At 62.3% G+C, this 13,088-nt stretch carries 10 protein-coding genes; all 10 read left to right on the forward strand.

Annotated features, from left to right (window positions below; all coding sequences use genetic code 11):
* Positions 1-190 precede the first annotated feature (190 nt).
* The 10 genes from F7D09_RS10535 to eccCa all read left to right on the forward strand — a co-directional run bounded on the left by F7D09_RS10535 (position 191) and on the right by eccCa (position 12,582).
* Positions 191-691, forward strand: coding sequence for a hypothetical protein (locus tag F7D09_RS10535; protein ID WP_152235443.1), 501 nt, complete (start codon positions 191-193; stop codon positions 689-691).
* 30 nt (positions 692-721) lie between these two features.
* On the forward strand, positions 722-1,015 hold the full coding sequence (locus F7D09_RS10540) for a WXG100 family type VII secretion target (protein ID WP_152235444.1): 294 nt from the start codon (positions 722-724) through the stop codon (positions 1,013-1,015).
* Positions 1,016-1,032: 17 nt separating this feature from the next.
* Positions 1,033-2,475: a hypothetical protein gene (locus tag F7D09_RS10545; protein ID WP_152235445.1), complete on the forward strand. Its 1,443-nt coding sequence runs from the start codon at positions 1,033-1,035 to the stop codon at positions 2,473-2,475.
* Positions 2,463-3,539 (forward strand): hypothetical protein, encoded by a 1,077-nt coding sequence (locus F7D09_RS10550; protein WP_152235446.1) that lies wholly within the window; start codon positions 2,463-2,465, stop codon positions 3,537-3,539. The genes F7D09_RS10545 and F7D09_RS10550 overlap by 13 nt, the downstream gene beginning before the upstream one ends.
* A gap of 26 nt (positions 3,540-3,565) precedes the next feature.
* The gene (locus F7D09_RS10555) at positions 3,566-3,967 is read left to right on the forward strand and encodes a hypothetical protein (RefSeq protein ID WP_152235447.1); all 402 of its coding nucleotides are present in this window, start codon (positions 3,566-3,568) and stop codon (positions 3,965-3,967) included.
* An 8-nt stretch (positions 3,968-3,975) separates the two neighbouring features.
* The gene (locus F7D09_RS10560; protein WP_152235448.1) at positions 3,976-4,815 is read left to right on the forward strand and encodes a hypothetical protein; all 840 of its coding nucleotides are present in this window, start codon (positions 3,976-3,978) and stop codon (positions 4,813-4,815) included.
* 43 nt (positions 4,816-4,858) lie between these two features.
* A complete protein-coding gene (locus F7D09_RS10565) occupies positions 4,859-5,686 on the forward strand; it encodes a hypothetical protein (protein ID WP_152235449.1) in 828 nt (275 codons plus the stop codon).
* A 130-nt stretch (positions 5,687-5,816) separates the two neighbouring features.
* Complete coding sequence (locus F7D09_RS10570) at positions 5,817-7,022, forward strand: hypothetical protein (RefSeq protein ID WP_152235450.1); 1,206 nt, start codon at positions 5,817-5,819, stop codon at positions 7,020-7,022.
* Positions 7,019-8,629, forward strand: a complete 1,611-nt coding sequence (locus tag F7D09_RS10575) for an RDD family protein (RefSeq protein WP_152235451.1) — start codon at positions 7,019-7,021, stop codon at positions 8,627-8,629. Before F7D09_RS10570 ends, F7D09_RS10575 begins: the two co-directional genes overlap by 4 nt.
* Entirely contained in the window at positions 8,629-12,582 is a 3,954-nt protein-coding gene (eccCa, locus tag F7D09_RS10580; RefSeq protein ID WP_152235452.1) for a type VII secretion protein EccCa, read from the forward strand. Before F7D09_RS10575 ends, eccCa begins: the two co-directional genes overlap by 1 nt.
* Positions 12,583-13,088: the final 506 nt, after the last annotated feature.

The following is a 13,088-nucleotide window of genomic DNA, read 5'->3' on the forward strand; positions in this document are numbered from 1 at the left end:
ATCAGGTCCGCGACCTTCCTCATGAAACCGTCGTCGTAATGACGCCTGCGATCCCCACACATGAGAAACCGCACCTCCAATCATCGAATCTGCATTATCGCAGTCCAACAATCGGGGTGCAGTTCATTCCGATGTAACCCCATACGACCCCTACAATCCGGACGACGGTACCATCGACATCGACTCCGACATGGGCTCGATCCCCGGCTCCACAATCACCTCGCCGCACTTTGGCGGCATCGGTTCTGGTTCTTACGGTGGCGCCGGTTTGAGCGGCTTGGCCGCAGGATCCGGTGCAGGCTATGCCGCGACGATGGGTGGTTCCGCAGGTCTCGGCGGCGTATCGGTCGCCGGTCTTGGTACAGGCGCCGGCGTCGGCGGTTCCGTCACAGCGGGCCTCGGTGGCGGCTCCTACTTCACGAACACGCCGGTTTCCGCGCAGATCGTTCCCGGCGGCCTCAGCGGACAAACCGGCATGGCCGCAGGATTGAAGGCGACCACCGCCGAATCCGCAGCCTCGTCGAGCGGACGTTCCGGCATGATGGGTGCACCCGGCTCCGGCTCTGCGAACGATTCCAAGAACAAGCGACAGCGTATGGGTTACGTCGCGCCGAAGCTTGAGGACGACGACATCGAGATCCGCTCCATCGGCGCCATGGCCGGCCACCGCGTCAAGAAAACCGACAAGTAGCGTGAGTGTAACAGGAAGGAGCGAACTGCTATGACTGCAGCAATCACGGTCAAGCCGTCCGACGTGGACGAATTGGTCAAAGTGTTGAGCGATGGCGTCACCGCCATTGACAATACGTTGGACACGTTGCAAAGCGACGTGAACGGACTGCTGAACAGTTGGTCCGGTGAGGCGCAGCTCGCCTATTACGACATCCAGTCGCAGTGGTTGGTCAGCATGGCCGAGCTCAAGGAGATTCTGAGCGCAATCAGCTCCACCACCGACGAAATCAAAACCGACTACGCGCAGACCGACAGCAGCATCGCCGGCATGTTCAACTTTTAGGAAAGGGGTGAGCGAGCATGGGCAAGGATCTGTACTACGATTCGGAGTCACTGAAGAAGATTGCGGAATCATTGAAAGCGGCCTCTTCTGATTTTTCCGATGTAGCAAAAAAAATCAAGGATAATCCGAATCCCAATTTCGGGCTTATCTATAACTGGCTTCTTTCAGATGGCTATGCTTCCGCAAAACAGCAGACAGTTAGATACGCCAATAACATGGCCGCCATTTTCAGCTCCTTGGCAAAGAAGGTCAGCAGGGCCGAGTCCACAATGAGCCAGCTGGAACAGCAGAATGTCAAGAAGATCAACAAGCTCAAAGAGCGTATCGATGACGTGAATGACAAGTTCACCACTCACCACACAAGTAGCACCGGCACTGGCTCAGGCAACAGCGATGGTTCGACGACCATCCAGAATACCAACAACTACACGCCGAGCTACACTCCGAGTTATGCGCCCAGCGTCAACGTGTCGACTGGCGGCTCAGGCGGCTCAAGCAGCGGAGCCACATCGAACGGATATGTCAATGCCGGCTATGCCACGGAACAGACGATTCAGGCCGGACAGTCTATTCAGGATGACGATGTCCTTCCTGGTGACGTCGACTATACGGAATCTCATAACGATAATTCCGATAACAGCAACACCGATGACACGAGCAGCCAGCAGACCAACACCGGTGGCACCACCATTCCGCCGGTGCCCCTTCCGCCCAATCCGAATACGGATACCGGCATGACAGACGATTCCGGTAACCGCATCGATGTGGACAGTGATGGCGACAGCCAGACCGATTACTCGATTACCATGCAGGACGGTGTAGACCTGAACGCCGAAGCCACACGCCAGAACGGTCAGACCTCGCTCAACATCACGCCTGATCGGACCGGCGCAAGCCAGTGGGGCAATGTCACCGAAGGCGACAAGGCGGGGGACTTCAACATCGACACGAACGGTGACGGCAAGGCCGACAGCACCCTGCACGTGGACAAGGGGCAGAAGTCGCAGATTTCATTCAGCGAGGACGAGAACGGCAAGTATGTTTCCGTTGACTTCGATCATGACGGCGACGCCGACTTCTCGTATCGCGTCGAGGATGACTCCGATGCATCTATCGACGATACTGCTGCCGGTACCGATGACGGCACTTCCGATGATGCTGGGCAATGGGAAGGCTCGATGGTTGACGAGCGGTTCAGACAACCCGTGTATGGAGAGGAAGCCCGTTTTGGCGACGACGATCAGGCTCTGGATGATGCCTGGGCGGAAATCGCCAAGAACGATCCTCTTGGGCGCTCCGCCGAGGAACTGCGCAAGCAGTTCGAGGAACGGGACATTGTCTCATGGGATGACACGGATAGCGATTTGGGCGACATAGTGTCATCTGGAGTCAATCCCTCGCTCAGACTGTACACCACCCAGCCCGTGACCCCGAAAGGCGGTGAATCATGGATTCGATGAAACGAGGAATGCCCACCAATGACGCAGTGCTGCGTATGCATGCCATGATGGCAGAAAACACGAATGAGTGGTATTTGACGGGTGATCATGACGGTCCCAGAATCATCACTCATGACACAGACGACATTAAGGACTCGTCTGTGCTGAAAACCGCTGTGACGGGTAACCCATACTCTATTATTCAGGATGTAACTCCCGAATACCAGGCCAGCGACCGTTCTGCAAAAGTTGGACTAGGGTCAGTCGATCGTGCATCTGGCAAAAAAATCAGCAAAAAGCTTGGCGATATGGCTGTAGACTATGCCGATCAACATGGATTTACTGTGTGGAAAGCGGTAAAGGCTGACGCGGATGAAGCGAAATCTCTAATTGAAAATGCGCATCCTTCAGTCAAAAAGTGGTCAGGGATTGGTGACAAAGCTCAATCGCGTATCGCCCAGTTGGATATTGTCATTTCGACGATTGACACCGCATGTGAGCTGCTCGGATGGAAAAACCCTATTGATGAGTGGATACGAAAGCCATTTTCCGGAGACTGGACGCAGATTGATCAATCAATCGCACAGTGGGAGGCCTTGTCTCAGGGGCTGGACAAGTTGAGCAAGACCTTGGACGAATGCGCGCAAGAAGCGAAGAACGGTGCTTGGGAAGGGAAAGCTGGTGAAGCTTTTGCGACGTGTTGTGGCACCGTGTCCAAATTGTTTGGTGATGGCGTTTCACCAAGCAAGGAACTCGCCCAAGCTCTTGAGGGGCTTTCGGAGTTGGCAAAGAACACGCTTCAGCTTGTGCTGGAAACGTTGGATACGGTGATCAGCATGGCTAAAGGCATCATGAACCTCATTCAGGACGGTAGCCTATGGTGGGATGGATTCCACACGGTAAAGCTGTTCCTAGACGGTTTTGATATGGCGGCAACAGTTAGAAAAGCGTGGAAACTCAAGGATAAGCTTATAGACGCATTCCAGAAGCTGCAAAAAGCCATGTCTGAGTTCGCCGAATGTACGTCAGCCATGACATCTCTTGCCGATCAGACGCAAGGCATTCGTGCAGTAGCTGCGTCATAATTGGCTCTAATACGAAAGGAACGTCAATGTCTTCTGCATCATTTGAAGCTTTCATGGAGCATCTTCGTCAGGCTAACGACAGTGTATCGAAGATGAGGACGGAAGTGGCTCAGATCAAAGATGAAGTAGAAAAAGATAATGAAAGGATATCTTCGCAGCTCGAAGAGAGACGTCGTAGCGGGAAATCCGGTAAAGCGTGGCAGATTTTGCAGCAGCGCATCGACATGAAGCAGACGACGGAGGATGACATCATGTCAGGTGTCGATAAATCGCCGGAAGCTCGAGAAGTGCGCACTGTAATGGTCAAAAACATGAAGGCACTGAAGCGCGAGATGGAACTGGCTCGTCAAGATGAGCACAGTGAGTTGGGCGAAGAGCTGAGGAGAATGGATGCTTTGAATGAGCAAATTGAACACGAAACGAAGTAGCATGCGTCATGTTCGGCAAACTGAAAGCGAGTCGGCAGGCGAATGATCCGACAGTGGCTCCGCTGCATTGGGCGAACCGTGGCTGGTTGGACAGCCAGTTCAGCGTCATACCGGGCATCGTGCGTAAAGGGCCGGGAACCCGGCCGGTGCAACAGTTCGACATGCCGTTGGCATTGCTGTGGACGGCGGCATCCGGGTTGGATACGCCGGTGGAACGGGATACGGGCGCTACGATACTGCATCCGCGGATTCCGTGGAAGGTGGGCTGCTGGAGCGTATGGTTCTGTTGGCGTGACGGCTGGATTGTCTGTGCCAACACCAGCGCCCAGAATGATCTGACACAACCGGACTACATGCCGTACTATCGTCCGGTACGCGAACTGCCGGACAAGAGGACCGCCCACATCGACGTGCTACGCGCCCCGTTCCCCATCACCGTGGACACCGGCCTCACGCTGTTCTCCACATGCTCGCTTGGCCATACGGACGACCCGCCGTTCATGCCGCCCTACAACGGTAGCCCGTCGCGGGCGATGGTCGATCTCATGAACTCGTTTCGCATGAAACCGGGCTACATCGTCTGGAACGGGTACCTGCATGTATGGGTGAACTCGATGTACTGGAAGCAGATCGGCAGCGTGGACGACAAGGTGTATGGCGGTATCCCCGCCTCCGAGGAGCTGGAGTTGTTCAAAGCGTACAAAGCGTACTACGTTCAGCTGCAGCGTGAAATTCCATCGCCGTATCGTGGGCCTATCGCGTGGCCTGACCAGTGCGACCCGCGTTTTCCCCTGCCCGGTGACCCGCGAGCTGTGAACTATATTCCAAACCCGTCTAATACGAGGTGACATACATGCTGGTTCGGTGTGAAGGAAGGAATGCTGGCCGCTGATGGGGTATCTGGCGTATATGCGGGCAAACCGTCCGGCATGGAATCCGTTGCATTGGCGGAACCGCGGATGGGATGACGGCAGCAACCATTTCGGCGACAATCATGAAGAGTTCGACATGCCGATTCCGTTGCTGTTCACGGCGGCGTCGGGATTGAATAATCCCGTGCTTCCGGATGACGGGAGCACGCTGTTGCGTCCGTATGGGAAATATGAGAGGATCAGCCGTCCGACGCACTATGCATGGCGTGACCGTTGGATCGTGGCGTCGGCATACAGCTATGCGCTCAACAGGAACACGGCGAGCGCCGTGAATCGTTTGTACTGTGCTCCGGTGCGACCGTTCCCCAAGCAGACGGGTGATCGAAGCGAGCACGGCAAGCGCATGGACCTTGACATCCTGTGCGCCCCGTTCCCCATCACCGTGGACACCGGCCTCACCCTGTTCTCCACGTGTTCGCTCGGCCATACCGATGACCCGCCGTTCATGCCGCCGTACAATGGCAGCCCGTCGCGGGCGATGGTCGATCTCATGAACTCGTTTCGCATGAAGCCGGGCTACATCGTCTGGAACGGGTACCTGCACGTGTGGGTGAACTCGCTGTACTGGAAGCAGCTGCCGGATGCGGACGCCGATTTCCGGTATGCCATGATGGGCGTGCCTGCCACGCTGGAACTGGAGTTGTTCAAAGCGTATAAGGCCTACTATGTCCAGCTCCAGCGTGAAATCCTCGCTCCCTACCGTGGGCCTGTCGCGTGGCCGGACCAGTGCGACCCGCGGTTTCCCCTGCCCGGCGACCCGCGCTCGGCCAACTACATCGTCGCGTGACGTGTCGCGCATGGGTGCGCATGCCGGTCCATCCGTGTCTCACGGTGCCGCCCATCGTTCGCGCCGCTCGAGGTGAGCGAGTATCGTAATAGACAACCATGTGCCGAAACGACCATGAGGGGGTGTGAGAATGGCGACGGACGCCCATAGACGGGACCATGTGAACACGGCCGTGGCATGGGGCTGCGCGGCAGCAAGCTGCGTGGCGCTCGCCGTGATGGGATTCCTCTCGCTGCCCCGCCCCGAAGCGCGTCCGTCCCGTGCCGTCACCACGTCATGGCGCAGCGATGCGTTCGTCGACCCATGGCTCATCGACGTGCTACTCTCCATCGGCGCGATGCTGGTGCTGCTTGCCGTCCTCTGCCGGGCCGCGAGTTCGCTCGCCCATGCGACATGGCATCGGCATGCCGAGTACGCCGGCGCGTTCGCGACCACCATCGCCGCATCGGTCGCGTTCGGGCCGTTGGCCTCCCGGTTCATGCAACAGTCGGACATCGCGCGGCCGATGCCGTTCGCCGTGTTCGTCTCCTCCTGCGTGGCGATCGTCGCCTTCGCCTACGTGCAGTATGCGTCCGGCTACCGTATGACCGTGACGCTCGCACGGTTCTGCCTGATCGCGGCCGTCCTGGTCTCGTTCACCGACGTCGCCGTGGTGATGGGCGGCGTTCCCGTGCCCGTCGCCGCTGGACTGTGCTCATTGTGCGGCATATGGCTTGTGCACGCGCAGGCGAACCTGATCCTGCGCGTCCCGGACCGCTACCTGCTCGAATGGCAACGCTACATGACACATCGCTGGACCGTGCGCGGTCCGATTCCGCAACGTTCGCGGCCGCTGCACACGCATGACATCGCCGAGGACCTGGACATCGCCACCGCCGAATACACGCTCGGCCTGATCATCGCCCACCTGTTCATGATCTTGGGGCTCGCGGCATTGTGCTGGAGCCTGCCTGCCGAGCCGGACCTTCTGCAAACCATCGGATTCGTCGCCTACACGGTGGCGCTGGCCTGCTATCTGCTGCTGCGGCCGCGCACCGCGAACAGCATGTTCGAACGGATGCTCATGCGTGCGGGGGCGATCGTCGTCGTGGCGCTCGCCTTCGCGACCGTCGCCGGGCATGAGGATTGGCGGTGGCTGCTGCCGTATCTCGCATTCGGCCTGCTCGCCGTCGGCATGGTCGTCGTGGCGTCGACACTGGCGTTGTCGGAAGGATTCAAGTCGTTGATGATGTCGCGTCTCGCCGATGCCCTGACCTCGCTCAGCATCGCGCTCGCCGGCCCGGCCGCGTTCCTTGCCTCGGACGCCATGGATTTGATTCGGGGGTTCCTGTCATGACCGCTTACGCCTATGCCGCACAGCCTGCCGCCCGTCCTGCGGCGTCCGTCGAACCGCAGCCGGTCGTCGGCGCCGGGTTCGGCTATGCCCCGGCAGGACGGCGCGTCGCGGCCACGCTCATCGACATCGCGTTCGTGGCCATGGTTACGCTCGCCGCGTTCTTGCTGGGCGGGCGAAGCCTGCCGTTCACGGTGGTGTGCGCGGTGCAGGCCATGGCCGTCGAATGGGGGTGGGAGGCCGGCAGAGGTCGCACCGTGGGCAAGGCGATTATGGGATTGCGCGTGGTCAGGGCGGCTGCCGACATCGACGACGCGAAAGCCGGCCTGCTGCCGCCCGGTCCGTGGCATGCGTTGGCGCGCACGGTGACGACGGTCGTTGCCTCGGCGCTCGCGGTGGTGGGGGCGGTCGCCGTCGAATGGACGTCCTCCGCCGATCCGGTACGTCACCGGGGGATTCAGGACCGATTCAGCGGCACATCGGTCATCGACGCGCGCGTGCGGTATGTCGTCCCGCAATCCGATTCCGACGGCATCGGCGACAACACCGGCACCGACATGGCCGACTATGACAGTGACGTCAACGGCAATACCTCGGACGGCGTTTCCGGCAGGACGGGACACGGCAACGTCGGCGTTCCGGCGGTATCCGATGAGGTGGTGATGGGCGATGCGATAGACAGCATCCTGCCGGTGGCGGCTTCCGACCGGAAGGCGCCCGTGCCGCAGCCGTTCACGTCGGCGACCGCTGCAGCCGCTTCGGTTCCGCCGGCGGCGGCGCCCGTCGTTCCGTCGTCGTCCCGGCCGGCTGCTGCTGGACTGCCGCACGATACCGGCCGGTCACACGATACCCGCCATTCGTATGGCCGCGGAAAGCCGGTCGGTGCCGACGGATCGGGCAATGCCGTATCGCCCCGCAACGCCGGCCGCAACGCGACCTCGATTCCGACGCCGCATGCCGCGGAAGGCTCCCGCTCGTCCAACCGGACCGCAACGCCGCCGGCCGCCCGGTCCGCGTCCGCTCCACGCACGCCCGCCGTTCCGCGCGTGCCGGCTTCACCCGCCGCGTCACGCCGAGCCGCCGCGCCCCGGCCGCCTCACCGCGCGGCGCCGTCGAACGCTCATCCCATGCCGCTTCCCACGGCTCCTTCCGCTGCCCCCGTTCCGTCCCTGCCGACCCCCGCCGCGCCCACGCCGGGACCGCCCTCGCCGGCAGCCGCCGTGAGGACGCCCCCCGATATGCCATCCGCGGGAACGGCGAAACAGGTCGCCGTCATCTACTTCGAGAACGGCCGCGGCATCCATCTCGACATCCCCAGCCGTGCCGTGCTCGGCCGCAAGCCGGCAAGCGACGACCCGAACGACGTGCTCGTCCCCGTGCCGGACACCACCGGCACCATGTCACGCAGCCACGCGTTGCTCGAGATCACCGCGGGACGCATGTGGGTCACCGACCTCGGCAGCACGAACGGCAGCGAAGTGTTCGGCGAGGACGGCGCCACCACGCGGCTCGCACCCCACGCGCGAACCGAAATACCGTTCGGCACGCGCGTGTTCCTCGGCAACACCGCAGTAAGCGTCAGCTTGCTCAAGAACAGGGAGAAGAAGTGATGAGTCAGGCAGAGCCGCAGGTTTCCTCCCGCATCGACCAGCCGAAGGCGCCGCACGGCAAGGTCGTGCTGCAGGCGCCGCCCGAGCTGGAAGCCAGCGACGGCATGAACACGCTCGTCACCATGCTCGTGCCGCTGCTGGGCAGCGTGTCCGCCATCGTGATGATGGTCATGTCGAACTCCGGAATCACCGGATTCCTCACAGGCGGCATGTTCATGCTCTCCTCCGTCGGCTTCGTGCTGGTCAACGGGGTGCGGCAGCGGTCGCAGCGCAAAGCCAACCTGAACTCCGCCCGTCGCGAATACCTCGCCTACCTGGCGGACCTGCGCAAGACCGTGCGCACGGCGGCCAAGAAACAGCGCCGCGCCGAACTGTGGAACGCGCCCGCGCCGGACGAGCTCGTCGCCATCGCGCAGGAGAGCGTCCGCCGATGGGAGCGCATCCCCTCCGACGACGACTTCCTCACCGTGCGCGTCGGCTCACGCGAGGAGCCGCTGTGCATCACGCTCGAAGCGCCCGAACTGCCGCCGCTCGCCGAGCTCGACCCCGTGTCCGCGTCGGCCGCACACCGGTTCATGATGGCCCACAAGAACATCACCGGCATGCCCTGCACCATCCGGCTCGGCCAATACAAGCGCGTCGAGATCCTCGGCGACGCCGACCAGGCGCAGAGCCTCGCCCGCACGCTGCTGTGCCAGGCGGCCGTCTGGCATGGGCCGGAATACCTGCGCATCCTCGTCATCGCCGCGCCAGAACAGCAGCACGCATGGCGGTGGATCGAGGACCTGCCGCAGGCATGGAGCGACGAACAGCAGGACGCGGCCGCCGGCCACGGGCGGGTCATGCTCGCCGGCAGCCTCGACGAGGCGAACGCGCTGATCGGCGAGGACACGCTGCACCGCAGCCGCTTCACCGCCGGCCATGGCCAGTCCACGCTGCCGTACTGGCTCGTCGTGCGCGACGGGGAGGTGCCGGCCGACGACATGACGCACGGCGAAGACGAGGGCATCGTGCGGCGCGACGGCTTCGACGGCGTCACCCTGATCGACCTGCCCGAAGAGTGGGGCGACCTGGAGGAGGACGACGTCATGCGAGTCATCTTCTCGCAGTCCTCCATTGAAATGGGCCTCAACGTGGTGCGCACGTCCACGGTCAACCAGATCGAGCTCATCACCAGCGCCGGCAAGTACGCCACCTGCGAGCCGGACACCATCAGCGTGCAGGAGGCGCAGGCCGTCGCATCCCGGCTCGAGGCCGTGCCCAAGGAAGGCGACGAGGAGGAGCAGGGCGAGCAGGCCGTGCACAAGAAGTCCTCCGAACTGGCCGACCTGCTGGGCATCGCCGACATCCACCACATCGACCTCGCGAGGCTGTGGGCCTACAAGACCGGCAAGGACCGGCTGCGCGTGCCCATCGGCCTCAACGCCGACACGAGCACCACCTACCTCGACATCAAGGAGTCCGCGCAATACGGCATGGGACCACACGGCGTGCTCGTCGGCGCGACCGGCTCCGGCAAATCCGAGGTGCTGCGCACGCTCGTGCTCTCGCTCGCCCTCACGCACAGCCCCGACCAGCTCAACTTCGTGCTCATCGACTTCAAGGGCGGCGCCACGTTCGCCGGCATGGAAGGCATGCCGCACATCTCCTCGATCATTACGAACCTCGGCGAGGAGGCGTCGCTCGTCGACCGTATGCAGGACGCGCTGACCGGTGAGATGACCCGGCGTCAGGAGCTGCTGCGCAAGGCCGGCAACTTCGCCAACGTCTCGGACTACGAGAAGGCGCGTCTCAACGGGCGCAACGATCTGAAGCCCCTGCCCGCGCTGTTCGTCGTATGCGACGAGTTCTCCGAACTGCTCGCCGCCAAACCGGACATCGTCGACTCGTTCGTCAACATCGGCCGACTCGGCCGCTCCCTCGAAGTCCACCTGCTCATCGCCTCGCAACGACTCGAGGAAGGCAAGCTGCGCGGCCTCGACTCGCACCTGTCGTACCGCATCGGCCTGCGCACGTTCTCGGCCTCCGAATCGCGCGCAGTGCTCGGCGTGCCCGACGCCTACACGCTGCCCAGCATCCCCGGTGTCGGCTACCTCAAGCCCGACCCGAACACGATGATCCGGTTCCGCGCCTCCTACGTGTCCGGACCGCCCAAAGGCGAGCCCGACACGAACCCCTCCAACTTTGACGTCGCCGTCGACCAGATGCGTCGCGCCGGCGGGCATCCGGCCCATCAGGTGTGGTTGCCGCCGCTCAACGTGCCGAACACGCTCGACGAGTTCTTCCCCGACCTCAAGACCGTGCCCGGCTACGGCCTAATCTCTGCCGCGGGACGCAAGGCCGGCTACCTGTCCGTGCCCGTCGCGCTCGAAGACAAGCCCAAGGAGCAGAAGCGCGACGTGATGCGGCTCGACCTCTCCGGCGCCGGCGGCCACGTGGCCATCGCCGGTGGTCCGCTCACCGGCAAAAGCACGTTCATGCGCACCATGGTCGCCTCGCTCGCGCTCACCCACAGTCCGCTCGAAGTGCAGTGCTACGCGATGGACCTCGGCGGCGGCACATTCGCCGGCATGGAGGACCTCGCGCACATGGCCGGCGTCGCGCTGCGCGGCGACGACGAGCGCATCAACCGCATGCTCGCCGAGGTCATCAGCATCATCAACGCCCGCGAACGCTACTTCAAAGCCAACAAGATCGACTCGATCGGCACCTACCGGCAGCTGCGCGCCAAAGGCAAGGCCGACGACGGCTACGGCGAGGTGTTCCTGTTCATCGACGGCTGGCAGAACTTCAAGGTCGAATACGAGGACCTGCAGGCCAAAGTGCTCGACATCGTCTCACGCGGCCTGACGTTCGGCGTGCACGTGATCATCTCCACCAGCCGGTGGATGGACCTGCGCGCCAACATCAAGGACCTCATGGGCACCAAGATCGAGCTGCGGCTCGGCGACCCGGCCGACTCCGAAATCGACCGGCGCACCGCCATGACCGTCCCCAAAGGCATGCCCGGCCGAGGTCTCGCCGCCAGCAAACGGCACATCCTCGTCGCCTTGCCGCGCATCGACGGCGACCACAAGGCCGACTCCCTGGCCGACGGCATCAAGGACCTCATCGCCAAGGTCAACGCCGCATGGAAAGGCCCCAAACCACCCAAGCTGCGCCTGCTGCCCACGCTCCTGTCGCGCGCGCAGTTCCTCGCCACCGTGCCCGAACGCGCCCGCGACAGCCGGTTCGTGCTCGGCGTGGACGAAGCCGACCTCAAGCCCGTGCTGTTCAACCCGCGCCGTTCGCCGCACATGTACGCGTTCGGCGACACGCGCTCCGGCAAATCCTCGTTCCTGCGGCTCATCACCCGCGAAGTCGAACGGTATTACGACGTCACCGGAGGCAAGGCGAAGATCTTCCTCGTCGACTACCGTCGCGCCCTGCTCGACGAGGTGAGCGAGAAGTACCTCGGCCAGTACCTCACCAACCATGACGAGACCAGCGCCGCCATGGGCGAGCTCGCCGGGTTCCTCGCCTCGCGCATCCCAGGCTCCGACGTGACCGCCGAACAGCTGCGCAACCGCTCGTGGTGGACCGGCTCCGACGCCTACGTGCTCGTCGACGACTACGATCTGGTCGCCACCTCGCGCGGCAACCCGCTGCAGCCGCTCGCCCCGCTGCTCGCGCAGGCGTCCGACATCGGCCTGCACGTGTTCATCGTGCGGCGCACCGGCGGTGCCAGCCGCTCACTGTACGACCCGATCATCCAGTCGTTCCAGGACCTCGGCGTCACCGGCATGCTGTTCTCCGGCGATCCCAACGAAGGCCAGCTCATCGGCAAGACCAAGCCGAAGCCGCTCGTGCCCGGCCGCGTGCAGATCGTCAGCCGCGACGCCGGCACGTTCCTCGCCCAGCTCGCCTACGCGCCCTCGCACCTGCCGCCCATGGCCCCCGGCGGCGAATCCTAAGCGGCTGCGCGGTATTGCCCGAGTACGTTCGGTCGAGAAACGATGACGGACCGTACTCGGAAGGGACGCTTCGAGTACGGTTTGTTGAGCAATAACAACGGACCGTACTCGTGGAGCGGCTACGGGTACGGTCCGTCGAAAATAATCAACCGAACGTACTCGGAATGGGTGTAGGAGTACGTTCGGTCGAGAAACGATGACGGACCGTACTCGGAAGGGACGCTACGGGTACGGTTTGTTGAGCAATAACAACGGACCGTACTCGTGGAGCGGCTACGGGTACGGTCCGTTGAAAATAATCAACCGAACGTACTCGGAATGGGTGTAGGAGTACGTTCGGTCGAGAAACGATGACGGACCGTACTCGGAAGGGACGCTACGGATAACGCCCGAAGTTTTGCGCACTTTGGTTCTGGCTTGGGTTGAGAACATGGCCCGTGTCCTGTGTACGATTTTCAGTCGCCAAACATAGAAAACCGCGATTGGAAGCGAGGACACAAGCCATG

Source organism: Bifidobacterium leontopitheci, from assembly GCF_009193355.1.
GTDB classification, from domain to species: Bacteria; Actinomycetota; Actinomycetes; order Actinomycetales; family Bifidobacteriaceae; genus Bifidobacterium; species Bifidobacterium leontopitheci.